This window comes from Flavobacterium sp. HJ-32-4 (genome assembly GCF_022532105.1).
Taxonomy (GTDB): domain Bacteria; phylum Bacteroidota; class Bacteroidia; order Flavobacteriales; family Flavobacteriaceae; genus Flavobacterium.
On record NZ_CP092832.1, the window covers coordinates 862547 to 887326 of the forward strand.

The 24780-nt window shown below is 45.6% G+C and carries 24 protein-coding genes; 3 read left to right on the forward strand and 21 right to left on the reverse strand.

The features are described 5' to 3' along the window. Together MKO97_RS03445 and MKO97_RS03450 are read right to left on the reverse strand one after the other, a co-directional pair. Positions 1-2166 (reverse strand): ATP-binding protein, encoded by a 2166-nt coding sequence (locus MKO97_RS03445; protein WP_241104673.1) that lies wholly within the window; start codon positions 2164-2166, stop codon positions 1-3. Beyond that, positions 2167-3426: a DNA cytosine methyltransferase gene (locus MKO97_RS03450; RefSeq protein WP_241104674.1), complete on the reverse strand. Its 1260-nt coding sequence runs from the start codon at positions 3424-3426 to the stop codon at positions 2167-2169. Positions 3427-3527: 101 nt separating this feature from the next. Here MKO97_RS03450 and MKO97_RS03455 point away from each other — a divergent pair, with 101 nt between their 5' ends. Then, positions 3528-3902: a very short patch repair endonuclease gene (locus tag MKO97_RS03455; RefSeq protein WP_241104675.1), complete on the forward strand. Its 375-nt coding sequence runs from the start codon at positions 3528-3530 to the stop codon at positions 3900-3902. 46 nt (positions 3903-3948) lie between these two features. Here MKO97_RS03455 and MKO97_RS03460 read toward each other — a convergent pair whose 3' ends face one another. The 3 genes from MKO97_RS03460 to MKO97_RS03470 all read right to left on the reverse strand — a co-directional run bounded on the left by MKO97_RS03460 (position 3949) and on the right by MKO97_RS03470 (position 6713). Next, positions 3949-4881 (reverse strand): HNH endonuclease, encoded by a 933-nt coding sequence (locus MKO97_RS03460; RefSeq protein WP_241104676.1) that lies wholly within the window; start codon positions 4879-4881, stop codon positions 3949-3951. Beyond that, complete coding sequence (locus tag MKO97_RS03465) at positions 4862-6070, reverse strand: DNA cytosine methyltransferase (protein WP_241104677.1); 1209 nt, start codon at positions 6068-6070, stop codon at positions 4862-4864. The genes MKO97_RS03460 and MKO97_RS03465 overlap by 20 nt, the downstream gene beginning before the upstream one ends. A gap of 151 nt (positions 6071-6221) precedes the next feature. Next, positions 6222-6713 carry a hypothetical protein gene (locus MKO97_RS03470; RefSeq protein WP_241104678.1) on the reverse strand — a complete coding sequence of 164 codons (492 nt, stop codon included), beginning with the start codon at positions 6711-6713 and terminating at the stop codon, positions 6222-6224. Between the two features lie 566 nt (positions 6714-7279). On the opposite strand from MKO97_RS03470, the gene MKO97_RS03475 reads away from it, so the two are divergent. After that, positions 7280-7477 carry a YqaE/Pmp3 family membrane protein gene (locus MKO97_RS03475; protein WP_241104679.1) on the forward strand — a complete coding sequence of 66 codons (198 nt, stop codon included), beginning with the start codon at positions 7280-7282 and terminating at the stop codon, positions 7475-7477. Positions 7478-7508: 31 nt separating this feature from the next. After that, positions 7509-8081: a hypothetical protein gene (locus MKO97_RS03480; protein WP_241104680.1), complete on the forward strand. Its 573-nt coding sequence runs from the start codon at positions 7509-7511 to the stop codon at positions 8079-8081. Between the two features lie 219 nt (positions 8082-8300). Here the strand turns inward: MKO97_RS03480 and MKO97_RS03485 are convergent, their stop codons facing one another. The 16 genes from MKO97_RS03485 to MKO97_RS03560 all read right to left on the reverse strand — a co-directional run bounded on the left by MKO97_RS03485 (position 8301) and on the right by MKO97_RS03560 (position 24672). Beyond that, on the reverse strand, positions 8301-8687 hold the full coding sequence (locus MKO97_RS03485) for a DUF805 domain-containing protein (protein WP_241104681.1): 387 nt from the start codon (positions 8685-8687) through the stop codon (positions 8301-8303). 794 nt (positions 8688-9481) lie between these two features. Then, positions 9482-9910: a VOC family protein gene (locus tag MKO97_RS03490; RefSeq protein WP_241104682.1), complete on the reverse strand. Its 429-nt coding sequence runs from the start codon at positions 9908-9910 to the stop codon at positions 9482-9484. A gap of 600 nt (positions 9911-10510) precedes the next feature. Then, complete coding sequence (locus MKO97_RS03495) at positions 10511-10819, reverse strand: hypothetical protein (protein ID WP_241104683.1); 309 nt, start codon at positions 10817-10819, stop codon at positions 10511-10513. Further along, positions 10819-11787: a zincin-like metallopeptidase toxin domain-containing protein gene (locus MKO97_RS03500; RefSeq protein WP_241104684.1), complete on the reverse strand. Its 969-nt coding sequence runs from the start codon at positions 11785-11787 to the stop codon at positions 10819-10821. The genes MKO97_RS03495 and MKO97_RS03500 overlap by 1 nt, the downstream gene beginning before the upstream one ends. Before the next feature lie 454 nt (positions 11788-12241). Continuing rightward, positions 12242-12493: a hypothetical protein gene (locus tag MKO97_RS03505; RefSeq protein WP_241104685.1), complete on the reverse strand. Its 252-nt coding sequence runs from the start codon at positions 12491-12493 to the stop codon at positions 12242-12244. Between the two features lie 3 nt (positions 12494-12496). Beyond that, a complete protein-coding gene (locus tag MKO97_RS03510; RefSeq protein WP_241104686.1) occupies positions 12497-15058 on the reverse strand; it encodes an ADP-ribosyltransferase in 2562 nt (853 codons plus the stop codon). Then, entirely contained in the window at positions 15030-15320 is a 291-nt protein-coding gene (locus MKO97_RS03515) for a nucleotidyltransferase domain-containing protein (RefSeq protein WP_241104687.1), read from the reverse strand. The genes MKO97_RS03510 and MKO97_RS03515 overlap by 29 nt, the downstream gene beginning before the upstream one ends. A 57-nt stretch (positions 15321-15377) precedes the next feature. Then, the gene (locus MKO97_RS03520) at positions 15378-15677 is read right to left on the reverse strand and encodes a YrhB domain-containing protein (protein ID WP_241104688.1); all 300 of its coding nucleotides are present in this window, start codon (positions 15675-15677) and stop codon (positions 15378-15380) included. A 125-nt stretch (positions 15678-15802) separates the two neighbouring features. Beyond that, positions 15803-16099: a YrhB domain-containing protein gene (locus tag MKO97_RS03525; RefSeq protein WP_241104689.1), complete on the reverse strand. Its 297-nt coding sequence runs from the start codon at positions 16097-16099 to the stop codon at positions 15803-15805. Positions 16100-16252: 153 nt separating this feature from the next. Beyond that, on the reverse strand, positions 16253-16597 hold the full coding sequence (locus MKO97_RS03530) for a hypothetical protein (protein WP_241104690.1): 345 nt from the start codon (positions 16595-16597) through the stop codon (positions 16253-16255). 59 nt (positions 16598-16656) lie between these two features. Continuing rightward, positions 16657-16917: a hypothetical protein gene (locus MKO97_RS03535; RefSeq protein WP_241104691.1), complete on the reverse strand. Its 261-nt coding sequence runs from the start codon at positions 16915-16917 to the stop codon at positions 16657-16659. A gap of 280 nt (positions 16918-17197) precedes the next feature. Next, on the reverse strand, positions 17198-17557 hold the full coding sequence (locus MKO97_RS03540; protein ID WP_241104692.1) for a hypothetical protein: 360 nt from the start codon (positions 17555-17557) through the stop codon (positions 17198-17200). A 57-nt stretch (positions 17558-17614) separates the two neighbouring features. Next, entirely contained in the window at positions 17615-17893 is a 279-nt protein-coding gene (locus MKO97_RS03545; RefSeq protein WP_241104693.1) for a PepSY domain-containing protein, read from the reverse strand. A 2-nt stretch (positions 17894-17895) separates the two neighbouring features. After that, on the reverse strand, positions 17896-20214 hold the full coding sequence (locus MKO97_RS03550; RefSeq protein ID WP_241104694.1) for a zincin-like metallopeptidase toxin domain-containing protein: 2319 nt from the start codon (positions 20212-20214) through the stop codon (positions 17896-17898). Then, complete coding sequence (locus MKO97_RS03555) at positions 20207-20554, reverse strand: hypothetical protein (protein ID WP_241104695.1); 348 nt, start codon at positions 20552-20554, stop codon at positions 20207-20209. The genes MKO97_RS03550 and MKO97_RS03555 overlap by 8 nt, the downstream gene beginning before the upstream one ends. Next, on the reverse strand, positions 20551-24672 hold the full coding sequence (locus MKO97_RS03560; protein WP_241104696.1) for a hypothetical protein: 4122 nt from the start codon (positions 24670-24672) through the stop codon (positions 20551-20553). The genes MKO97_RS03555 and MKO97_RS03560 overlap by 4 nt, the downstream gene beginning before the upstream one ends. Positions 24673-24780 lie beyond the last annotated feature (108 nt).

Here is a 24780-nt window from a genome sequence, read left to right on the forward strand (position 1 = left end):
TTATTTGTTAAGTCTCAACACGACAACTGCCCCGTTCTGAAACTCTTCTTCTAGGTTGTACTCGCCATGTTCGGGAAATATAATCTGTCCCTTTTGCGCCTTCATAACTTCACTAACGATATGCAGTCCGAGGCCCATCCCGTTGGGTTTGTCACTAACAAAAGGACGCGTTAATTGATGAGTGGGTAATCCAAACCCAAAGCCATTGTCGGCAATTATTATATCCACGTAAGAATTTCTGTCTACAAAATCAATTAAAATTCTTTTAGAAAAAGTCTGATCTTGGATAGAGAGTTTTTTGGATTTTCGTTCTAGCCAATATATAGAATTGTCCACAATGTTTACAATTGCGCCTAGCATTAGTCGCTTACTACATTTGACTGATATTGGAGTATGATTTAGATATTTACGGTTTATGCTGACATCATGAGCTCGAAGCCTAAATTCTATATTAAATATTGCGCCTTTAATTATCTTGCTAATTTCTTCCGAATCACTTTTTGCCTGACGAAATAAATCGCTATAATTTTCAATTAAATTATCTAAATGCGTAATAAGATTTAATATCGATTCTGGAACTTCCTCCTCCTGTATTAGATGATTGAGTTCTGCTATCACTTTTTGGACCTCGTGAATTCCTACCCCCATTGTTAAACCGACTCCGGCGCTGGTAAGAAGTACCTCATTTATGTGATTATAATCTTCCTCTATTTTAAGTAAATGATTGTTGATTTGTTGTTTTACTGACTCATCCTCAACTTTACTCTCGACTAACTCTCTCAGCTTTACAAGATTATGTATTACAGGCTCCTGCTTCTCCGTCGGATTAACTTTTCTCCGAATAGAATCCTTATCAATCTTTCTAAGGTTTTCTATTATATTGAGAGTATAAAGTAGCGCAGCACAGAAATCATTAAATGCGTCATTTTCAATAAAGCCTTCTCTATTAGTCTTTTCAATTAATGCTGAACTATTCTCCGTGTCGACGTCGATTACTCCCAAGATGATGTTATTGCTAATTCTCTTCGCCGGAACATTTATTCTACGAATGTCGAGATTTAGCCAGTCATTCCCTTTCTCGCCATATTCGTTGATTCTAATACCGTTTCGATAGACTCGTATGCCCCCTTGTTCATCCAGATATTCTTTAAGCAATGATATTCCCTGATGGTTGCTTAGCTCTAATGTGTATTTATCACGATCGAAAATATATCCTTCAAAGTTCACTTCACCGATTGAAGTTGGATTTGTATCTGAGCCATAATTCTTTGATAGGTTCAGTATTTTTTCGACCTTTTTTCCTTTTATATTTTCAGTAACAACAATCGTTGATCGATCGGAAATGTAGTCATCTTTTTCAGTTAGAGTACGTTCTTGTATTCCTTTTAAGCTCTCCCAGGGTTTAAACTCATACAAAAACTCTTTTATCTCGTATCCAACTATTTTACATTTAAAATGCCATAACGAAAATTGATGAATATCTTCCCAAACGGGCATCCGATCGATTAAATCTTTATTATCTAGGTCAAGGTCAACTCTAAATCGCCCGGTTTTGTGAAAGGGCGAATTCAGAGTAAAGATCGCCCGATATAAATCTCTCACCATTTTCTTGTCCCAAATATTTCTGAGGCTTGAAATCGTTATTTTAGTACCGGTTTTAGTCCCACGAAAATACTCCGGATTCGTTCGCTCAAACACTTCGAATTTAGCATCCTTAAGATATTTATTCTTTGAAAACTCGTTCCAGTCTATTCTGACAACAACCTCATTTTTCCCTTCTCTTTTTGAAACAACTTCGATATTGTTCCCTAGCTTATGTACTCCAAAACGGCCTATGCCTTTCTCTCCAATAGGTAAACGGCCATATTTTTTTGTGCGAATTTTTTTTTGAAATATTTCTGCTTTATAATCACTACCAGGTTCTAGCCATACATTTTCTATGATTTCCATGTCCATGCCCTCTCCCTCATCTAGAACTTCAATGTACCCCAATTTTGAATTGTCGATGTTCCTTAGTTTCACCTTACACCATCGCGAATCCGCATCGTAGGAATTCTTTATTAATTCTAAAAGAGCAATGTTCTCGTTTTTAATTAGTTTGTCTCCTAATTGAAGGAGTAAACGAGCGCGAGGTTGGAAGAAATTTTTTTGGGACTTTAAATCCATCTATAGTATATTGTGAATTGCTGCAGCTATTTTTCTCGCCATCAATGGAGGAACTGCATTTCCAATTTGTTTAAATGCTGCTGTCCTATTCATTCCCTCCTTGACGCCTTCAAAAAAGTAATCATCCGGAAATGATTGCAAACGGGCAGCTTCTCTTACTGATATCGAACGGTTCTGTTCGAAATCATTGTGAATATAATAATGACCATCTTTTGCAATATGCGCTACAACTGTATGCGAAGACCGCAGGTTATGGGCAACAACTTTGAATCGATCGGTAAAGGACGTACGATTCACGTGAGTCTTCAATTTTTCAGGCAAATCATTATAGTTGAGCCTTTCCATCTTGGTTTCCCATTTGTCAACCGCGTATTTGTAAATTTCCTTGTCTTGATCGCTATGAGGTCTTGCAATGTGCTGCGTGACAAAGTCAAGTCCATTTCTGATGCGTGCTTCCGTCAAATACGTAGATGGTCGAGAGCTATAATTTATAAATCTTTCTGAGCCTTCGCCCGCCTTCAACCTACTAAGGTCATTGAACACATCATTAACAAATGCAAACATGTTTGACGTCAGAGATTCGAGGTTAGGTAATAAGGGCACCAAGTCCTTTTTCCATCCTACGATGATAAGACGCCTGCGCTTTTGCAACACGCCAAAGTTCTCAGCATTTACCCTGAAGATTTCGATCTCGTAGCCTTTCTTCGAAAAAAGTTTGCGCATATTCTCAAGATAAATGCCTTTTCCTGCGGATAATAGTCCAATTACGTTCTCAAAAACAAACATTTTTGGCTGGTAGCGTTCCAGAAAAGCGGCATACTGAACATAAAGGAAATTTCTGCTATCTCCTTTCATATTATCTTCAGATCTGGCCCTCCCGACAAGGGAATAGGCTTGGCATGGCGGCCCTCCAACAATTAAATCAATTTCCTTCCTTTTTAGGTTAGAAATTTGGTTATCGATCTGTTTAAAAATATCGAGATTATTCTCCGGCCCGATACCTTTATTGATTATGCTCGTTGAAACTTCATTAGGTAAAAACCCGTATAACGTTTGGCGGCTTATCTCGCCTCGAAGGTATTCGCAATAAGTACTAAAAGAATTGTTCTCTTTTAAATGGTGATAGGCCGCTCTTGTTTTTAAAGTAAAACAGGCAGCCGTATCTATTTCTACGTGGGCAACAGGGTTAAATCCTTGAGCCTTGAATCCTTCGGACAAACCTCCGGCTCCCGCAAATAAATCAATGTAATTAAAGCTCATTAATATAAGAAATTCTACGGAATTTTGTAAGTTTTGGCTAGTGTGTCAAATTTACCGATAAAATTCGCACTAATACAAAAAAAATTAATACCCTGCAAATCATGGATGTGCATTCTCGTGAACAGAGGTCTAGAAATATGGCTGCGATAAAATCGTCAGGCACAAAGGCAGAAATTCAACTCGGAAGAGCCTTGTGGTCGCAGGGATATAGATATAGGAAGAATAATAAAACTGTTATCGGTAAACCTGATTTTACTTTCAAGAGACGAAGAATAGCGATTTTTGTAGATTCGGAGTTTTTTCACGGAAAAGACTTCCAGACGAAGAAGAAACCAAAAACAAATGCTGAGTTTTGGGATAAAAAGATAAAACGAAATATCGCTCGGGACCTCGAGGTAAATCGCTATTTGACCGAGCAGGGGGGATCGTACTACGATTCTGGTCCGCTGAAATTAAAAAGGACCTTACAGGTGTAATAAACAAAATTGAACATCATCTTAGAAAAGTGTGACCGGAGTGGCTCTACCCTTTCTCCTTCCTGTGCACTTCATCATGACAAACCGTGCATAAAGTGATCAGGTTTTCTTCCGTGTTAGCTCCTTTGGTTTTATGCGATATGATGTGATGCAGCTCCAGATGCCTCGGGTCAGAACGATTCCATTCTTCCTGAGTCCAGCCGCAATTTTGGCACGTATAGTTGTCTCGCCGCAGGGTATTGCTGCGGACGCTGTCCGGAATGCGGCGGTCGTGTGTAGGGCTTTGCCTGTCAGACTCCAAGACATAGGTGCCAATGGGTAGGTCAGGCCTGCCGGAACTCTTACTCACGACGCTCCAGCCTTCCTCCGTGCGCAATTCTCTCACGCGTCGGGCCCACTCCGTAGCGTTATTGGCCACATACCTCAATTCCTCGCCTGTCACCGGCTTCCCCACGTTTGCCTTGAGATATTCCAACAACTTCATCTTCACGCCATCAGGACGCTTTCGGATATCGTTTGCAATATTCCAACGCAGGGCCGCATCACGGTCTTGTTCATCCGATAAAAGAAGGTAGTCGTCGGGTTTCATGGCAGCCAGCGCTTGTTTATCAATGGTCAGGTCGTCCTCCTGAGCCATTTCTTTTGCTGTCATCCCGGTTATGATCGACCATCCAAATTGAACTCTCAGTTCCCGTATGCGGCGGGCATACTCCTGAATGCCGGAAACCACTAAAAGTTCATCACCACTTATAACCACCCGCGGGTACTTTTTAAAATAGAACAAGATACGATCCCGAGCGCTCGACGCGGTAGTTTTCGGAATTAGGGATTTGCCGGTATCCCGCAATAAATGAAATATCGGGATAATCGACTTCACTTTTCTTCTCAAGTCGTCGCTTTCGAGTTCTTTTTCAAAATTACCCAAAAGCGATTCCAACTTCGCTTTCAGAGCCGGGAGGTCACTGCTGATTTTCTTCATGGAAGTGTTTCAGTAAAACGTATGCTACATCGGCGATTCGGGCGGCCAGTACGGGTGGCACGGCGTTGCCTATCTGTTTCGCTATTTCAATCTTACTGCCGGCAAATACGAACGAGTCGGGGAAGCTCTGTAAACGGGCTGCTTCCCTGTGTGTAATAGGGCGGTGCTGCTCAGGGTGGAGGTATCTTCCCTTTTCAGGTTTGAAAAACTCCGTGCGGATAGTAACCGCCGGACGATCCCACCAGAGTCTTCCAAATAAATCGGTTCCTCCGGTAGTTTTGCGGATCCAACAGTCTGGCGTAATATCGGGGGCATTTTTTTGTAAATCAAATCGATTCATTCCCTCAAGAGGAATTGCATGATAACGACGGATGCTCAATGGGGTAGGCGTCCGGCCGAAATGTAGGTTCATCGGTGGTCGTACCTCCGAAACATTTGTTCCGTCTGGCGGAGCTAGATCGTAAATGGCGTCGCGCACGGTTTGCCATCTCTCCATTTGAGGCATAAACAAATCCGGAGCCTGACCCTTCGGCCCATCTGGATTATAGTGCGTTTTACGCGGCGGGAATGCCATTGTTGGGTCGATGTTCTGTACACCGATGATAAACGCCCGCGTACGTTTTTGGGGAACGCCATAATCAGCAGCCATTAATTTCCCAGAAGCGAGCCTGAATCCCATTGCTTCCGCGGTCTCGATAATGTCCGCATGTTCTTGTGAACCAAGAAGCTGGGGTACATTCTCTATGATAAATAATTTCGCTTCACTACGTCGCACAACCTCTAGAAATGGCCTCCACAATTCGCGTCGCGGATCCCCCTGCCGATTTCTGTTTAACAAACTAAAACCCTGACAAGGAGGACCACCAATTACAATATCAGCCTTTGGAATCTTCGTATTTGGATCGGACAGAATTTCTACTATGTCTCCCTCTATGCAGTGGTTTCCAAAGTTCTTGTTGTAAGTTTCAACAGATTCTTTGTTGTAATCATTCGCCCAAATAGGTTTAAAATTATGTCCAAATGCTCTTGTGAAACCCAATGTCATCCCCCCGGCACCACAGAATAGATCGATTAGTTTGTATTCTTTCCTGTCGTCCGCATCCTTTGACTTCCGGGAGTAATAAAGGAACTCGTCCTCTAAGAGGATACTCTCTAAAGTTGGTATGGGTAAATAGTCGGTACGGAGCATGACAATTTGTTTGAAACAAATATATTTTGATTCAGTCGATTTTAGTGTTAACAACTATTTTACATCTCCAATGAAGCATTGTACTGCGCAAACTCCGCCGCGCACCCGTCTCCTACTTTGCGCGACCTTGCGCCCTCACATCAAAACCAACTCACCATTTTTTAATAAACTGGTACACTACAGCCGCTACGACAATCAGCCAAAGCTCGCCTTTCCATGGTGTGAAGTGGCGTCGGAGGCGATACATCAAAACACCTGACAAAACAATTACCGAAAGGCGCATCGGCACATACCACAGGGCCTTATGCCACTCGAGGTAGGGCTTGAGGCAGGATTTGTCAACGAAAAGATTGCCGACTTCGTAAACCAATGGGCAAAGCAGCACAGTAAGTAAAAAGAGTCCGGGAAGCCGCCGGTATCTTGATACGACAAGAAAACCAACCGTCGCTGCCGCCAGAAGGGTGATATGGAGCGCAACGTCCATCAAAACCCGGTGTTGTTGGATGGTCTGTACGGGCGTTCCGGAAGGGTAATCCGTGATGCGTTTAAAAACGACACGCCCTACATTGACCGAAACATCCCTGAAGTAATAGAGAATGGCAAGGCAACCGATAAAGAGCAGTATCTTTTTAACGTAAAGCACGGATGAGGTTGTTTTATCGTGGTGGTAAATATAGCGCTTTGCAGCTCCGCTCCGCAAACATCCCCGAGGGTGCAGCCCCACATCGCACAACCACGAACCACGAACCACTAACCAAAAACCAAGAACCAAGAACCAAGAACCAAGAACCATGAACTATAAACCAAGAACCCCCTATAGCCATTTCGATTTCGAGCGTAGCCGAGAAATCCAAAGAAACGGTACGGCCCGCGTCATCCCGAGCACCGCGAGGGACCTCTCACTGCCTCCCGAAATCGAAAGAAATCCCCGCAACTACCGAATAAAAGGTCAACCCTGAACTACCAACCCCCACATCCCACAACCAAGAACTAAGAACTATGAACCATGAACTATGAACCATGAACCATGAACCCTCAACCACTACCCACTGCCCACTGTCTTGTCCTAGCAATACACAGATAAAGCATGGATAGAGTATGGATACTGTATGGATACTGTATCACGAATGTATCAAAACCGCATCCCGCTGCTAACGGCGTGCAGCCACACCTCAAAATACCTATCTTTATCCCATTAACCGACTTGTTATGCGTTACGTCCTTGCGTTTTTCTTCCCGTGGCTGTCCCTGCTCTTACAGGGAAAGATCGGGTCGGGTATCGTGTGCCTGATCCTCCAGCTCACCCTCATCGGCTGGATCCCCGCCTTTATCTGGGCATGCACCTCCTTAAACCGCATGTATGCCGACCGGCGTACCAACCGTATTATAAAAGCAATGCGGAAGTAGCGTATCGAAATAAACACGTAAAAAAACCACTATGAGCTTCTTTAAAAAATTGTTTTCCGCCAATAAAGACAAACAACCGGAAACGGCGTCGCTTCCCAAGTTTATCGCAACCGACGAATATATCGATACGCGCTACAAGGAGGAGAGAATCCCAGACAAGATACGGGAGGGTAATGAAAAAATGATACGAAGCTATTACGTAGATAACGCTATCGTGCCGAAAGTGGCCGAGCCACTGAACAGTCCGTTGAACCTCGACCAGATCAACGAGAACGATGGCTTCCTACACTATTGCCGGGGATTTGGTTTGCCTGATGTGCAAATCATTTTTACGCTGGCGGCTTCCTTTGCCGCGTTTTTCGAATCGGAACATGGCTTCAAGCTTTATAAAGACCTTACCCCAGACTCGGAACTACGGGGAATGGTGATGAAGTATGAAAAGAATGGCGGGGTTTTGTTCGCGTATCCCTTTGAGTATGCGCTGGCCGCCCTCAATGGAGAGAAGAGCTTTGAAAACCTGAACAAACAAGTGGGCGAAAAAATCGGGAACCTCCCCACCACCCAGGATTTTCTGGACCAGTTAAAGAAACAGATGGGCGAGTAGCATGTCGAAACCGGCGTATGCACTCGTCGCGAAGAAACGCTAAGCCGTCTTCTCCCATGGCGCGACCTCTCCTATCGAAAAACATAGCCACGTGGGTTTCACCCGTTTCGAGCGCCGCCGAGCAATCAAAGGCTACCGCAGGGCCGGCAACTCTCAACCCCCATTTCGCACAACCAAGAACCATGAACCAAGAACCAACAACTATGAACCCTCAACTCCCTACATCCCGATTTCGTCGATTTCGTTCCCATACGGGTCGGGTCCGTATTGGTTTTCGCGCGGTTGCCCCTCACCTGCTAACAATACGATCAGCCATATCGGACCTACTAAGGGCACGAATTGAATAAAGAAGTACCAACCGCTGTTCCCCGTATCGTGTAAACGACGGACCGCCGCGGCCACCATCGGCAGTACCCCACCCAGTAAATACAGCAGGTAAAACGGACCGCCGGAACCCTCCTCGAAATTGAGGCCAAGAGCCTGGTCAAGGCAATACGCAGCAATTAAAAAGATGATGTGAAAGAGGACAGCCATCCAATATTCGCGGCGCGTAGTACGTCCCCGAAACTGGGCATACTGCTTCAGTACATTGAGGAAGTATTTCATGTCAGGTAGGATTTTACAGCGCCGATATTACAAATTCCTGTTGACATTTTCAAGAAATGGAATGCCGGCGGTGCATTTTGCGTGACCTGCTGCACAAAAGACGTAGACGTTGGGCAACCCTTATTAGCCGCTCCTTCACAACAGCCCGCATCCTGTTTCATCCTGTCTTGTCCTGAAATAACGATACCCAGATACTGCCTGTATAAAGCGTAGATAAAGCCTATATAAAGCGTATCTAAAGCGTATCGTGTGACAGATTCCTATCGCACGCCGGCCCTCAACGTGATATCCACGACCCATCTAGACATTTCGATTTCGAGCGCAGCCGAGAAATCCAACGTAACGGCACGGAGCGCGTCATCCCGAGCGCCGCGAGGGACCTAACCAGTCTTCAGTCGCAGTCACAGTCGCAGGAGTGGGCAGTAGGCAGTCGCAGTGGGCAGTGTTTCCGGATAACCCATTATCTAATTGACGAATTATCTAATTGTCTACGCCCCGCCATCCCGAGCGCCGCGAGAGGCCTATCCGGTATTCAGTCGCAGTCACAGTCTCAGGAGTGCGCAGTAGGCAGTCGAAGTGGGCAGTGTTCCTGGATACCCAATTATCTCATTATCTAATTGACGAATTATCTAATTGTCTACGCCCCGCCATCCCGAGCGCCGCGAGGGACCTACATCCGCTCCCGATATCTACAGGATCCTGCAAAACCCGAATAAACGTCGCGTCCGTCTCCACGGTCAACCCTGAACTATCAACCACCAACTACCAACCCTGAACTACCAACCCTCAACCTTTCACTCCCCGCTCCTCCTCGCATCAAAATCCACCATCCACTCAATACCATACTTGTCGCGGAACATGCCGAAGTACGAACCCCACGGACTGTCGCTGATCGGCATTTCCACCTGGCCGCCTTCCGATAGTCCGTGAAACAGCCGGTCGGCCTCCTCTTTGCTGGCGGCGCCGATGGCGATCTTGCTGCGATTTTCGTTTTCGTTGGTGCGTCCCATGGCTTCCGGCACGTCGTTGGCCATCAGCACGCTGTTGCCCACCGGTAGCGCGATGTGCATGATCTTATCGGCCTCGTGCGGCGCGAACGGAAAACCGGGCAGGTCTTTGAAGCGCATGACCATGGCGAAATCGCCGCCGAATACCGAGCGGTAGAAGGTAAACGCCTCTTCAGCGTTGCCATTGAAATTGACGTGTGGGTTAAGTGTTGCCATTGTTATATGCGGTGGTTTAGGCCCGAAGGCGGTTTTGGTAGGGAAAAGGTACGATTTTTTTGTTTGGAACAAGTCCGGGTTGACAGTAGCCACCGCATTTCGAGCGCAGCCGGGAAATCTAAAAGCTGCGATACGCCCTCGTTATCCCGAACCCCGTGAGGGACCTACACGCGCTCCTGATATCTAAACGCTTCTGCAAAACTCGAACAAACGCTAAACCTGTCTCCAAGGTCGCCCCTCAACCAGCAACCAAGAACTATGAACTCTCAACTCTCACTTCGCACAACCACGAACCACGAACCCTGAACTATGAACTATCAACCACGAACCACCAACCCCCGATGGCGCGGATTTGCAATCCGTGCGTGCTCAAATAATCCAGTACTTAGAATTCCGCAAATTGAGGGCACAGCACTTTTTCACAGAAGTATTGCTCTTCATTTTAACCACGGGCACGGATTGCAAATCCGCGCCAGCGGGGGTTGCGAAGGCAGGGGTAGACAATCCTGTTTACCCGCTACTTGTTCCCTGGTTCTCTTTTCGATTATTGTAAGAGTGTATCAAAAATTCGTTCCCGTCCTCAAACGATAATATCTTTGACTAGTTGTCTTTGCGATGATAATTACCCTTATTATCTCTAACTATTTCGTATACAACCATATTGAAATTTTGGTAATATAGAGGTTCTCCAGTTCTATCAGATATTGTGAGGAAATCCACATTATCAAACGGTGCTTTGATGGCGACCGTCCAACTAGGATGTGGTTTACCTTTGTTGATATCCCGGGCCATCTCTTTCGCCTCATTAAAGTACGCATTTTCAATGTCCGACTCTTTATATCTTTCGCCCCTCAGTCCCTGAAGAACAGTCTTCGCGATTTCTAAAATTTGCTGTTCGGTGTGGGTCATTATATTATAATTTTTAATGGTGTCAAATTGTGTCCGTACTTTGGGTTAGTTCTAATATCATTGATGTAGTTTAAAGCATCTCTTAGTTCGGAATCAGACCATTTGTTTCTGCTTGCTAAGATTTGCTCCCAAACATATGTTTCTTTTTCCAACCGAGAAAGGGTCAGGTAAATCTCACCAACCTCTTCAAAATGCCTCAAATGCGCCATTTCATGGAATACAACTATTTCTGTAGCACTCTTACTTAAAAAAAACTGCTTAGTGTGCGCATTGAATGCACCCCGTAAGCCGTCACCTTTCATTGCCTCGAATAAATCTTCAATAGTTTTAAAACCGTCGACAGGCTTGAATAACCGGGTAATATACTTCGCGTCCCCCTCTGCAATCAAATGAATTCCTTTTCGTTTTAAAATCCCGCGTAACTGCCTTATCTGAGATGCTTTTAAGACTCTACCGCCTAAGTTCCCCGTTTTTCGACTGGCCATCCAGTCCAATTCAGACTTGGAAAGGTTAGGGACATCATCAGCTATTTCCCTCAAAACATCATCAGACACCCCCTTCAACTCCTGCATCACCTCCATCCTCGTTCCCTGGGCGATGATTTGGCCATCGTAAAGCGCGGCCACCAATTTCTGCCCATTCCTGGCATCCGAAACCCCTTCTACAAATATAACCCCTGCCTTCCACAATTTGTCGGCGCGCGTAAGGAATTCCGCGCTATGGAACAACTCGGTAGGCTCGACAAAACGAAGCGTGTTTTTGACAAAGCCTGAAATCTCGATTTCAAGCACCAGCCGGGCGATACTGGCCCTCAGGAAGTTCTTCGTACTTTCCACCGCCGCCTTTCCCAGTAGTCGCGTTCCCGCCGTTATCAGGGAACCGGCAAGCGGCAGGGCCGTTACACCGGCTACGGCAAGCGTTACTTTGTTATAACCCTCAAGGAAGGCGCGCCCTTCATCGCTCTGCATTAGTTGGTCCTCGGCAAGCGCCACGCCAATGTCAAAGGTAGAAACCGCAATATCAGTGAGGGCGAGGAAATGACACGAACACTATCCGAGCTTTCGACTTCGAGCATGAGGCGACGCTGGTCCGAGGTGTCCTGATTTACTTGAATACAGAGAAAAGGGCTGTCTCGAAATTGAAGACAGCCCTATTTTATCCTTATGCTAAACTCAGAATGACTCGACAAGGTTCCCGTTTTCATCCCACTCTTGGAAGGTTCCTTCAATAACATCGTTATTGTGATTATTTGAAACCTGCTTCAGCCTGCCGTTTTTATGATAGGTTTTGATCCAACCTTCTTGATAGCCTTCTTTATATTGCGCTTCCCAAGCAGGAAAACCATTGTCATGTTCAATAAATACAATGGGGCTGTCTCAAAAGGATAGCCCCTTTGAATCCAAATCACCACTCTAAAAGTAGTCAATCTTCTGAATGTTTCTCAATGATGGTGTTTTGTTCTTTTAGAAACTCCTCTCTCTCTTTCGGGGTCATCAGCTGTAATTTAAGAGACATTATTTCTTTTTGTATTTCTTTTAATTCTTCAAGTTCGGCTTTATTGTTCTGAATGTACTTTTCAATTTCTTTTTTAGTAGGGAATGACACAGACCCATGCTTTTTTAGCAATACATCTCTCCTTTCTTGCAGTTGATGTAAGTTCTTATTTTTATCCATTTATCATTGTTCTATTAAGACTATTTCCTTTACATACTTCATAAAATTGTCAGGATCTGCCAAATCAATTGTATATCCTATTTTCTTTACGAGACAAGTAGTTTTTGATTTAAATAAGACTTCTTTTTCAGATGGGAGAGAGGATAATTTTTCGATTAATCTACCATTTTTCCCTTCAATTCTAATAAGAACAGTATACTTTCGAAAAAACATTGCTTCACTTATCGCTTGCTCAGAATATGTAGAAGAGGTGAAATGCTTGTTTTCTATATTTTGGCCTACTTTATAATAGCTATCAATTTCCATATCCGTCAGATCTTCAATCCTATATAAAAGGTCGTCTGACTTAAATTTTGGAAGTTTATCTAAAGCCTTGTTCATCAGCTTTTCCTGTGCAATGAATTTTTCAGATACTGATATTTGTTTTCTCAATGCCGAATTTAAATCTTTATAGCCCACTTTTGTAGTATAGTATTTCAACACTGATTCCTCGCCAAGAGTGAGTATAGACGAGTACGTTCTTGAAATGCCGATTTTTAATGCATCATAAATTTCCTTAAATTCTTTATCCTTTAGTAGGGTAGATAGCGCCTTAAATTCATATGTTTCTTCAAGAGCATCAGTTAGAGCTTTACCATCAAATTTTAAAAAGCTCTTCAGTTCTTGCATCACTTCAAATTTAGTTCCGCTGATAATTACCTCCGTTCCATATAATGCCCCAATCAATTTCTCTCCTTTTGTTCCAGACGAAACTCCTTCTACAAATATAACCCCTGCCTTCCACAATTTGTCGGCGCGCGTAAGGAATTCCGCGCTATGGAACAACTCGGTAGGCTCTACGAAACGAAGCGTGTTTTTGACAAAGCCTGAAATTTCGATTTCAAGCACCAGCCGGGCGATACTGGCCCTCAGGAAGTTCTTCGTACTTTCCACCGTCGCCCTTCCCAGCAGTCGCGTTCCAGCCGTAAGCAGCGAACCTGCCAGCGGCAATGCGTTTGCGCCGGCGATGGCCAGCGTTACTTTGTTGTAACCCTCAAGGAAGGCGCGCCCTTCATCGCTCTGCATTAGTTGGTCCTCGGCAAGCGCCACGCCAATGTCAAAGGTAGAAACCGCAATATCAGTGAGTGCGAGGGCTGTAACCAGTGCAGGTGTGGCCGTACCCAACGAGGCGATGCTCAGCACAATCGATAATACGTTGACACCGATCCGAACGTTGGTCATGATGTCTTTCCATTCCGCTTCGTCCGAAAGGGTTTTCACGTAAATGGCAGGCACTTTATACGTAATGGGCTCCTTTCCAGAAGCATCCGTAAGGAATACAGGCGTAAGGGGATGGAAGTAGGCGCCGTCATCAACCGGTTCAAACGGGCGTTCCTTTATCTCCATGGGTTGGCCAATGCCCGTCGGGATATACTTTGTACGTTCCGAAGCACTTCGTTTAAATTGCCGTAGGAAGATAGCGTCCTTTTTGGCGTCAGATGAACTTAATACATTACTATCCAACTCGTATTCCGTACCAATGAAAAAGGTATAGATGGGCCTGTTGTCAAATTCAAAACGTTGGTTCGCACACAACATCCAAAGTAATGACGCGAATACCATTCGGTTTTTTGTAACCGTTCCTTCAAAAACTGATGTGCCATCTAAGTTCTCATATAGTTGCTTCACCAAAACCGGGTTGCTATAGAACGCCTGATAAAGGAATTTTCCGTTGCCGATGACACGTAGAATACTAAGCACCGCATTGCTACTATCAATGAACCACGACGACTCGTCGTATTTTTTCAGCGAGATAAGATGACCAAATGCCGTTCTTGAGGAGAGTTTGTTTCGAAGACCCTCATAAGCAAATTCGGGTATGTTGCGATATAGGAACTCAAGTGACGACACATTAGTTTCAAGCTGTAGCTTTTCAACAAAACGCGCGGTGATTCGGTCTTTTAGTTGCGCCGCGAGTTTTTCCCCCGCTACATGTTGAACGAGGTAGGCGAAATCAAGCATATTTTCCGCTCGCAATTCAACGGCAAGATAAGCGTCATTAACCTGAAAGTCGTCCGGATTATCAGTAGTAGAAAGAACAGGTTTACGATATTGTTTTGTCTTATCGTAAAAAGCAAGTAGGCTGGCATACATTACCTCCTTTGACGCATCAATGAAGACGGTAAAACCCAACGGATCTTCCAAAAAGTCAACCCGTTTGTTAAGTCTGGCACCCAGGCGGACTCCCACATTCTCTTTCCGCACAGCGTCGTACAAAGCTACAGTAGCAGAGAAGAAATCGCGCGGAGGTCCCATCACCACCGGTCGTCCGGCAAAACCAGCCTGACCTGACATGAATTGCTGGCGATCATAGATTTGCGACGAATCTTTCTGAACCTCTCTAAAAAAAGCAATCAATTCCGTAAATCGAACGCCTTCGCCCCGACTGGTGGGCTGGTAAAAATCGACGGTATACGGCCCCGTATCCGGCCTAGGCCCTTCGAACGCCGTACCACTTCGCATTTGCTGCCATACTCCCCTTGAAACCGCATTGAAATCATCCGCCATAACCCACCTCCAATCCATTCTTAGGGTATAACTCCACCGTATGCACATGTTCAAAATACGACGCAGCGCCGGCCGCATCGGTAATCGTCAGGTCGATATGATAGTTTTCGGCCTGTGTCCAGATGTGGGTTTTTACGATCGGGTAATCGCATACCACCAGCACATCCCAGTCTTTGCCGGCCAGTTCGTCCCAACGCGATTGCGGCGTCCGGGCCCGGCTGCCATACAGGTACATCGAGCGGATTGGATTAAAAACAAAAAAACCGTAATGTAATGGCATTGCGGGTTTTCCGTGTTTCTTTTAAGAGGCACGGACGGGACGTCCGTGCCATCGGGGTTACTTCAAGGGCCAACGACCAGCTTCATATTCTGCAAGATAGTAAGCTTCGGATCTATTGGTCCCAAATTCGATGATGTTACCGGTATTCTTTTCCACCAGAAAAGGCGCATTTCCGGCGATACCATAAATGTCCTCTTGAGTTTCAAGGTATTTTTTACTTGTGTAAAAAAACACCGTTCCGTGTTGTGTTCGAATGAGCAAATCTGTTAGGATAACAAGTTCGAGGCCAACCCCCTCTTCGAACTGTTTTATAAAATCGTTGGCGATTTTAAGCATTTGTACTTCTGAAAGGGCCATTTTTAGTGTGTTTTTAAGTATTTAAAAGAATTGAATTCGGCGAGTAAATTCATTCTTGTGTGTTAGTCTCCACGTATAAAAGGGGAACATACTATTCGTCGTCATTGTCGTACCGCTGGCGGATATTACTTCAAAGGCCAGCGTCCAGCCTCGTACTCCTGAAGATAGTAGTCCTCTGATTTTGCGGTTCCCAGTACGACTATTCGTCCCGTTTTATTTTCTACCAGAAACGGAGCATTTCCAGCGAGTGCGTACTTAGAATCCCCCGTGTCAAGATGTTTTTTGGTCGTGAAAAAATAGACATTACCATAGGGCTTCCGTACGATTGATTTTTCTGGAATGACGACCTCTATAGTGGTTTTTTCGATTAGTCCTGAAGCGTAGTTTTCAGCAATCTGCAGCATTCTTTGTTCAGATAACATGGCCTTAATTTGTTTTCAAACATTGAGTGAAATATACTTTCGATGAAGCGAACTCGCAATCCGAGCCGTGCACTAACGTCGCATTTCCCTATAATGTAAAAGTAGAAAACCGCAGGTTATGGTTTGGATTTCATTGGTTGTGGAACTTTTTGTTTAGCCGTTTTGCACGGATTGTAAATCCTCACTATCCGCGGCCTCTTTGCATTCAGCGCTCCCAACCCGAAACTTACTGCAGCTCTTCCGGAACCCTATAAAGCCCACTTTTTGTGATGATTTTAAAAGTTTATGCGTTTTCCGGTCTACCGTTACAGTCGCTCCCGTGCCTCGTATTGGCGGGTTGAAACGAAAGTGGACGCGGTATTCAAACTCTATTGCTGGATCAATATCCAATAATAAGTCGCTTATTTCTCTATTAACTTTAACCTCATTATAGTCAGCCAGCAGCTTTAAGCTTTTGAGGGATTTCGTAGCTTTTTCTATTATCTCTCTATCTGTCATAATCTGTAACTTTTGAAGTTTTTTATTTGATCTCCGCATAGAAAACGCGAATATGAAGGTTAGAGTACCTCAAAGGATTGTGGGCCCAAAATGCTGAGTAGCCTCCTCGTTTTGTAATCAACATTTACAAAATATAGACTATATCCAAACGGATCATCTTTGTTATTTTCGACTTGATAGGTTACAATATAAACATCGCGTTTAGTACCGTCGATTTGTGGTGCATCTCTTCTATGACCTGCAAATGTTACGGAGTTTTCCATATAGTGGATGTTGTTATCATCTAAGTATTTTCGAACTTTTTCTACTAGCTTGTCCATGTGTTAGATTTTTGAAAGGTCAACGCCTCTTTTTTCAACCATGAATGTTATTGAATCGAAATAAATATAACTGTGCCACAATTCACCCGATGGCGCGGATTTGCAATCCGTGCGTGCTCAAATAATCCAAGTATTTAGAATTCCGCAAATTGAGGACACAGCACTTTTTCACAGAAGTATTGCTCTTCATACCACGGGCACGGATTGCAAATCCGCGCCATCGGGGCTGCTTAGAGTCGCAAGTAGATTCCTTATTATAGGGCCTAGGTTTTGGTAAGAGCTAATCTTCAATATCAATGTACCCATGCGGGGTCATGATATATAGCAATTCCGCTGAATGAGCATCAACAGAAACAATCATGCCTTTTTCTTCCTGCACCCAAGTGTCCAAGTAACGATAAGTGTAAATATCCGCAATTTGGCCCTTCCGCTTGCCATGTAAAATTTCTTTATTTTTCCACAAGGTAATCTTATTGAAATCATCCAATAATTTGGTATGAGAAACACGCTTGTCTGTTAAGTACTTTTCAACCAGTTTTTTAATTCGTTCCTTTTTAAGCATTCTATTTAAATTGGAAGAGGCGTATCTTGTAGGAGGTATGAGGCCAAGGTAGGGCAAACAAGCCTTGGTTTTTAACATGTGGCCCGATGACATACAAAAGTTGCTTTTTTTCTTTTCAAAGCAACATAAGTCAGTTTATTCCCGATTCTCAACAGATCCGTGTGGCCCCAGTGTTTTGATGACTTCACCCGTATTTGCATCAATAATTATAAAATATAAAATGACATCCATTGATTCAACTTCGTAGCACACGGTATAGGTATCTCTATACATGATTCCTTCCTCATTCGCTCCAATTTCGTGTTGTTTTCTATAAAAAATCTTATCAAGCTCGGAATCTAGTTTCGAATAACGCCTTGATTTTTGTTGCAAATATTTTTTTGCGATCGCCAGTGCTTGCTCTTTTGTAATCATTATTAGTTCAGGTTTAAGATTTTTGCTATACTAGCTTCCTGCCTTTTATTGGGGATTTTCGAAATGTCGAAATCGAAATCGACTTGTAGGGGATTCCCAAGTTCATCTGTAACTCCATATCTTTTATATGTAGAATTCATGTAATCTTTTGCCTCTATCAACTCATTTCTATTTAAATATCCGCGATGCTCCATTAATTTATCGAAAACAAAGCGTTCCCGGGCAACAACTCCAGCACTGTAACTGTTTTTCGTCAGATTATACCATCGAAGTTTCCCGAGGCTTTTACAATGCCAGTAATGTAACGACTCATGCAAAAGTTCCAGAACCGTTGCGTTTTCTCGAATGATTAAAGCCATTTTTTTACCATCTGTGATAAACATTGCAGCGCTGCCAGGCTCTAGAATAACCACTTTGCCCGCCCTGTTCATGTAGCCTTCTATCTCGAAGGCTCCTTGCGATGGAGCGACTCTTAGTTCAACCATTCTTTTTTCGAAAATCTCCCTCGCGACCTGTATTCCTTTAGCGTCAATTCTTTGTCCCTGAAGACGACCTCTCTCAATATTAGCTGCTTCTGCTACCTCATCCAAATGCTCTGCAAACTCATCTATTTCCTCGAGCGCCTTTCGGTTTTTGGTGGTCTTACGTAACTCGTCCAGTGCCTCCTTCGCCGATCCTGCTTTTTTAGCCAATATACGTGAGCTAAGGGCATCGGCGCCCAAAGTACATATTTCCAGCCAGAAAAGATATTCCCTTACTTTGTTTACGGCGTCGCGGTTTCTGCTGTTTTCGACCAGACTTAACCCGATCGAAATGGTGCTGCTGGCGACCTGTATGGTGCCAAAAATGGTTCTGAGCACCAAAACTGCAACCTTTTCGGTTCTGAGAAGATAGCGTAATTTTGCCAGATTACCTATTCCCGTATAAAGGCTTACTATATCAAAGGTAAGCCAAACCGCCTTCTCGAAGTTCTCCCATACACTCTTATCATCGAATGCCTTAAGATAAAAGGCGGGTATGGCTACGCCTTCCATCAACTTTAGGTCTTCATTTTCTGTTTCCTCTAGTTCCACCGTAGCAATTGGTTGAAAAGGGTGTTGCGTGATATACCTATTCAAACCCGGGATTTCGATGCCGCCTTCACCCTCAATAATCAGTACGTCGTTGTTTTTTTTGAATTCGAAACTGTAGTTGTCATTCCTGAAACCCAAAATGTATTTCTGCGTGTATACTAGGGAAGGCAAACGTTGGTAATCCTTATAGCGTTTGTTTTCCGGATCGGAATAGCTGCTCAGTATCCATATTTTGGTGAGTTGGATGATAATTTTGCTGAAATTGTTTTCGCCGCCCCAATCACGCATCTTGTCATACAGAATTTGGAACAATGACGAGCCAAGTACTTGTTTCGTTAGCAGGAGTTCAAGAAACTTATCGGGGTCGAATTCTCTTTGTGAACTCATCGCACTAAGCACCTTTAAGACGATTAGTTCTTTATCTCCATTCAACATATCGGCTGCTAAACGAAGAAATAAGGTGATGAGTGTTTTACTGCTAAAGTATTTCAGCAATTCAACGGGGGCGCTGTAAAGGAATATTAAACCGCTCTCGCTCAGTGCAATTGGTTCGAATTTTTTCGCAACCTCCGTGTAAATTGCTTCGGCATATGCTTTCCTTTTGGACCCGAGTAGATTTTGCAGGATAATCATCAAGCCATCAAAATCTAAATATCTGATTTTGATTGCAGATTGGGCTTCAAGGTAGTCAAGCGAGAATCTACCCAGCGAAACATTATTGTCGTTGGTATATGGAACATATAAACCAAAAGAGGTAACTCCTCTGCCCGTATCGGAAAGAAATATTTTTTCTCGGTCCAGGTACCCCACCTTTTTGTTTAAGATAGCCTGTCCAGGAAAATCAGTGCCCCGATATGTCCAGTAATTTTGGAAGTCTTTGTTTACATCACTGTACCTTCTGTAATCGAAAAGCGATGTTGAGTCAATTGACGAAACCTTCACCTCCTCTAACATACCCTTTTTCGGGATTGGACTATCCTCCTCCGGCATTGGTGCACCAATCCGCCACAATATTGGCAAGAAATCTACATAGCCTTCAAAGTAATCGCTGAGCTTAGGTTTTGCGAAAATACTCTCCTCCCCAAATGGACTTTGATTGGCAAATTCATTTAGCGATTTATCCTCAGTTAAACTTGAACTTAAACCGTCAAATCTCCCCTGCCTCACTCCCCCCGCCAACAACCGCGACAGGGGACTGTCTTCACTGTCATCCCTAAAAAAGGGAATGCCGTTAAAGGTATCAATCATAACCCACCTCCAATCCATTGTTAGGGTATAACTCCACCGTATGCACATGTTCAAAATATGACGCAGCGCCGGCCGCATCGGTAATCGTCAGGTCGATATGGTAGTTTTCGGCCTGTGTCCAGATGTGGGTTTTTACGATCGGGTAATCACATACCACCAGCACATCCCAGTCTTTTCCGGCCAGTTCGTCCCAGCGCGATTGCGGCGTCCGGGCCCGGCTACCATACAGATACATCGACCGGATCGGGGTCAGCGCCTCGATCCTCGCTTTGAGTCCGTTAAAAAGGTACGGCAGCACCTCTTCGGGCTGCCATACCAGTTCCATCCTTACCTGGCTCATACGCGGAAGCGGGTGAGTGGCAAAACAACATCGGCTTCGTTTCCACTGAGCAATTCGCCGTTACAGTCGCGCACCCGATACCGGATGTAGTTTTCCGAATACGAGACACGCACGCCGCCATTGGTGCAGGCTACTCTCAAGCGGTCGAATTCCGGCTCCCAGTCGCCTCCCGGGGTTTTCTTGATAAAACTAAAGTCGGCGATAATCGAGGTATCCACCGTAAACTGGATACAATCTGGGAATCCCGTCTCAGGGTCGTTGACCTGTACGGCCGTTATGCCGTTGATCATCGATAGTTGTTGGGCCAATCGTTGGTAGATGATTTGTGTATTCATACCGTTCGACCAGGACGCTTCGCGGTTGATCGTGATGGTTTGCCCCATGCACTCGTAGCGGCGGGGGAACATGTCCATTTGCGCGTAGTACTCCATGTTATAGTCAGCTACCGAATTTAGGTGTTCGAAATTCGTGAAGAAGAAGCGGATCTTGTAAGAGGTATCCCGACCCAACTGGGCGCTGCTGATGGCGAAATTATCACCGCATGGAACGTTTGTACCCGGTTCAAAATCAGCGGTGTCATCACAATTGCACGGCAGCGCTTTCTCTACCTGTAGCCCGATACTGTCGGCCTGCAGGATGGTCAGGCTGGTCGGCACACGGGTCAACCAGGCCTTTCCATACGGTTTGGGCTTGTGGCGTTTCACTTCATCGATTAGGCTGACGAACAACGGATCGCCCAATACCGGCGGACGACCACCGTTCCATAGAATCCCCGTCGAGAGATAGAGTCCTACCGCATCCTCAAAGCCCGGACGCACCGTCACGATGACGCGTGCCATACCCGACTGCATAAAGGCCCGGAAAATCGGATCATCGGTGCCGTCGTACGTATACAGTTGTGTCCATCGCGAACGACTGCCCCAGTAATACGGATAGAAATTATACGACATAATATCCCACTCGAAAGCCTGCTCCATAAACTGCACGAAACTCGCGTAATCGCCCAAGCCGGAAAGCTCCACCTCGCCATTGTCAAAACTCTTCGGGAACGGCAGGAAATTCCGACCGTAAGTGCGCGCAGCCGACGTGTTCCGATCCAACAGGTACGAGATACAGTTCTTGCGCAAAATCGTATTCTCGATCTGGCGATAAAAGTTAGGGTTGGTAGCCAGCACCTCTGCCGTAGCCGTCTGCTGTGACGCGCTCTTCTCACGAAATTCTGCCAAGGCGTCCTCATACGCGTCAATGATGACTTTGAAGGTCTTGTTTCGCCAGTTGGCAAGCCCTTCGTCTGACAGGTCACAGGTCACCGTTACGTTGACTTCCCCCGCCACGTGGTTGCCGAGCAGGAAAGAAACGGGAACGTCCTTGACGTACTTCGCGTCCGCAAATGGCTTGACTTGACTTTGATAAGCACTTGTCAAGGACTGGTTTTGTGGGATGGCTTCCAGAGTGTTGAGACTGATGCGCTTACTCGAGAATTTTCCCTCATACACTACACTCCGGGTACCTACCGTCAAGGAGAGGACCGAGCCAGTGATACTGTCGTTATCACTCGAGGCGGTGAAAATGCCGACCGCTGACTTGGCAACATACCCCTCGGGAATGGCAATCTTGGCATTCCCGGCGTTGGATTCAACCCGGTCGAGTTTAGCCGTATTGTCCCACTTGATATTGAAGCTGTCACCCATGCTGATGGTTGTCAAAGGTTTGGCTTCGATTTCAGCGTTGTATAAACCGGCCCAGTAACTGGCGTTCGCAAGGGTGATCTGTGACGGGCCCGCAATCCTTAGATCCAGATCGTCAACAGTACGCGGATCCACCGGTTCTTCGATTTCAGACGTGCCCGTGTCGGGGCTTGACACCGCTGTGGTCATCGCGGCCACATGCAGGGCGGCGGGTTCCGGCACCATGAACTCCAGCATCATACGGGTGCCGTAATTCTGGATTCGGTTCTTGTATAATTTATCGACCCAACGGTAAACACCTACCACATGTTGGCTGCCTTCGCGGTTATCGAAACCGTGTTTGTTGTTCTCTTCATATTCCTCGAGGATCTTCACCACGCGCTCTTCCTTTATTTTCTGTACGACCCGGTCCATGGCGCGCTCCGTTACCTCTTTTGCTACCGTGGTCATTTGGTGGATACTGTTCTCGCGGTTATTGTTGTTAGCGGTATTGATACCGGCGTCCAATTGCCACCTGTCGCCACGCACGCTTGTGTTGGCAAATGCCGCAAAATCCTTTGTTTGCGAGATCACCTGGCCGATTTCCGATTGCATCTCGAATCGATCGGTCGAGGTCGTATCGGAAAGCCGCTCTGCCTCCCGCTCTGCGCTTGTGGTAGTGGTTTGTTCGTTCCGTCGAAGGATACGCGTTGCCTTTTCCTTATACTCCCGCGCCATGATATTTTCAATGTGGGAAACTTCTCCCTCCACATAACAGTGCACGGTCTGCTCGAGTTTCAGGTAGTCGGCAGACCCGATATTTCGGAAACCACCGGCGACCGGGATGAAACCACCGGGCGTGGGTTCCTCCCCTCCGGTTGGGTCAGTGGCATAGCCTCCCGTACCGTGGCTGGTGGTGATGAGTATGCCGGTTATTCGTTTTACTTTCGTATTGGAGAACGTCAACTCAAACTCAAATACCGGAGGAGCTGTTGCCAGATCCGAGGCGGTATAGGTATAAAAACTGCTGATTAACAACGCATTTCCATTGAAAGTTGCCGTCGGCGTCCAGACATCGTGGTGGAAAACCGAATTATTAGGTTTCGTTCCGGTAACTTTTATATGGGAGATTTGCCAGCTATTGTCAGGCACCCCGATTAGCAGGGTAAAAACCTTGGAATTATTGATCGAAGAAAAATAAATCTCATACTCGAATGGCTGACTGACATCCATGTTCCAAACACGGAATGACATACCATTCATACGGACGCTGCGTTTTGACAATGTCGCATTCTGGCTGATGCTGGCGGTGGCACGCGTTGTCTCTTTATCCACTAACGCCAATAAGCTATTGTAGGTCTTATAGCGCCTGAACAGCTGGTTTTCAGATGGCGTCTTTGTCTTGAAGTCATAGCCTAACACCCCGAGCATGGTGTTGTAGGCGTCAGCCGACAGTTCGCCCTGAAGTTTAGTAGGGGTAACCTCCGCATCGTAGGTAAAGGAAAAGTCCGGAATCGTCGGCTCCGGCACGTATGGGGGCTGGTGGCAAGGATCGTCGGGATTATATTCGCCATGGGCATTGGGCGAGGAGCAATACGTCGCCCGTGCGTTTTCTTTCTGCTGGCGGTAGTCCTCCCAAAGTTGCGCTACCGTGGTCTGGTATTGCTTTTCGGCAGCCTGGTACGCCGTTTCGTAGGCAGCCTGGTGGTCGGTTTGAGCGTCAAGAAGGTCTTGCCGGAGGTTGTCGAGCGCGCTTAAACGAAACTGCTCTTCTGTGACGGTGAGCTTTTTCCGTAGCGACGCACTTGGCACAGCCGGACGGGCCGTCAGGTCTGCTTGCGGGGGCGCGCTTACTTCCGCCAAAGTGTCAAAAAGCGCTGGGGGAAGTGTCACCGATACATCCAGTATATCTTCCGCGCTATTGGGAAGCACCGTCGGATTTTTACCGTAGAGGGTATACACGTGGTGGGCGACCAGCATTTGGGAAATAGACTCCAGTAATTGCGGAGCATTGCCGGCTACGAGTCGGTAATAGAAATTATCCCATAGCGATGTCACAACGCCCTCGTAAGAGCCTCCTGTAGTTACTTTTTGCAACTCGGCCGTGAGCTCAGCATTGGTGTAGGTCGTACGGTTCCGCACGATCCAAATCGAGAAGTTATAGAGGGCGGGCGCCGCTTTTCTTAGATCCGCTTCTGATTCATACAGTTTCGATTGCGTGTTGCCGGTTGGAGGATAGGGCACCGATGCAGGAAATTGTTCAGCTGCCTGCCGAAGCGCTTCCCCTTTTGTCATTCCCTCGGGTAAAGGATTCGGCACGGTATCGTGGAAGAAACCAGAGAGAGGATCTTGCATTGCGAAATGACGGGTGCGTGTGCTGGTATCTGCCAGTTGGACGCCCCTGTAACTGACAAACCGAAATAAGGTGTGCGTAACGGGATTTTTTTCCATGGGTATAATGTAAAAAGGTTATTTTCGTTTCTAAACGAAAACCGATCCGTTCCCATGGATGGGGGAGCAAAGGAGCGTCGAGCTTCGTCTGATATTTCCCACAACGAC

Excerpts from the sequence above, each read along its gene's own strand:
- MKO97_RS03445 (WP_241104673.1), bottom strand. The coding sequence starts at position 2,166 with ATGGATTTAAAGTCCCAAAAAAATTTCTTCCAACCTCGCGCTCGTTTA.
- MKO97_RS03450 (WP_241104674.1), bottom strand. The coding sequence starts at position 3,426 with ATGAGCTTTAATTACATTGATTTATTTGCGGGAGCCGGAGGTTTGTCC.
- MKO97_RS03455 (WP_241104675.1), top strand. The coding sequence starts at position 3,528 with ATGGATGTGCATTCTCGTGAACAGAGGTCTAGAAATATGGCTGCGATA.
- MKO97_RS03460 (WP_241104676.1), bottom strand. The coding sequence starts at position 4,881 with ATGAAGAAAATCAGCAGTGACCTCCCGGCTCTGAAAGCGAAGTTGGAA.
- MKO97_RS03465 (WP_241104677.1), bottom strand. The coding sequence starts at position 6,070 with ATGCTCCGTACCGACTATTTACCCATACCAACTTTAGAGAGTATCCTC.
- MKO97_RS03475 (WP_241104679.1), top strand. The coding sequence starts at position 7,280 with ATGCGTTACGTCCTTGCGTTTTTCTTCCCGTGGCTGTCCCTGCTCTTA.
- MKO97_RS03480 (WP_241104680.1), top strand. The coding sequence starts at position 7,509 with ATGAGCTTCTTTAAAAAATTGTTTTCCGCCAATAAAGACAAACAACCG.
- MKO97_RS03485 (WP_241104681.1), bottom strand. The coding sequence starts at position 8,687 with ATGAAATACTTCCTCAATGTACTGAAGCAGTATGCCCAGTTTCGGGGA.
- MKO97_RS03490 (WP_241104682.1), bottom strand. The coding sequence starts at position 9,910 with ATGGCAACACTTAACCCACACGTCAATTTCAATGGCAACGCTGAAGAG.
- MKO97_RS03495 (WP_241104683.1), bottom strand. The coding sequence starts at position 10,819 with ATGACCCACACCGAACAGCAAATTTTAGAAATCGCGAAGACTGTTCTT.
- MKO97_RS03500 (WP_241104684.1), bottom strand. The coding sequence starts at position 11,787 with ATGCAGAGCGATGAAGGGCGCGCCTTCCTTGAGGGTTATAACAAAGTA.
- MKO97_RS03505 (WP_241104685.1), bottom strand. The coding sequence starts at position 12,493 with ATGGATAAAAATAAGAACTTACATCAACTGCAAGAAAGGAGAGATGTA.
- MKO97_RS03510 (WP_241104686.1), bottom strand. The coding sequence starts at position 15,058 with ATGGATTGGAGGTGGGTTATGGCGGATGATTTCAATGCGGTTTCAAGG.
- MKO97_RS03515 (WP_241104687.1), bottom strand. The coding sequence starts at position 15,320 with ATGCCATTACATTACGGTTTTTTTGTTTTTAATCCAATCCGCTCGATG.
- MKO97_RS03520 (WP_241104688.1), bottom strand. The coding sequence starts at position 15,677 with ATGGCCCTTTCAGAAGTACAAATGCTTAAAATCGCCAACGATTTTATA.
- MKO97_RS03525 (WP_241104689.1), bottom strand. The coding sequence starts at position 16,099 with ATGTTATCTGAACAAAGAATGCTGCAGATTGCTGAAAACTACGCTTCA.
- MKO97_RS03530 (WP_241104690.1), bottom strand. The coding sequence starts at position 16,597 with ATGACAGATAGAGAGATAATAGAAAAAGCTACGAAATCCCTCAAAAGC.
- MKO97_RS03535 (WP_241104691.1), bottom strand. The coding sequence starts at position 16,917 with ATGGACAAGCTAGTAGAAAAAGTTCGAAAATACTTAGATGATAACAAC.
- MKO97_RS03540 (WP_241104692.1), bottom strand. The coding sequence starts at position 17,557 with ATGTTAAAAACCAAGGCTTGTTTGCCCTACCTTGGCCTCATACCTCCT.
- MKO97_RS03545 (WP_241104693.1), bottom strand. The coding sequence starts at position 17,893 with ATGATTACAAAAGAGCAAGCACTGGCGATCGCAAAAAAATATTTGCAA.
- MKO97_RS03550 (WP_241104694.1), bottom strand. The coding sequence starts at position 20,214 with ATGATTGATACCTTTAACGGCATTCCCTTTTTTAGGGATGACAGTGAA.
- MKO97_RS03555 (WP_241104695.1), bottom strand. The coding sequence starts at position 20,554 with ATGAGCCAGGTAAGGATGGAACTGGTATGGCAGCCCGAAGAGGTGCTG.
- MKO97_RS03560 (WP_241104696.1), bottom strand. The coding sequence starts at position 24,672 with ATGGAAAAAAATCCCGTTACGCACACCTTATTTCGGTTTGTCAGTTAC.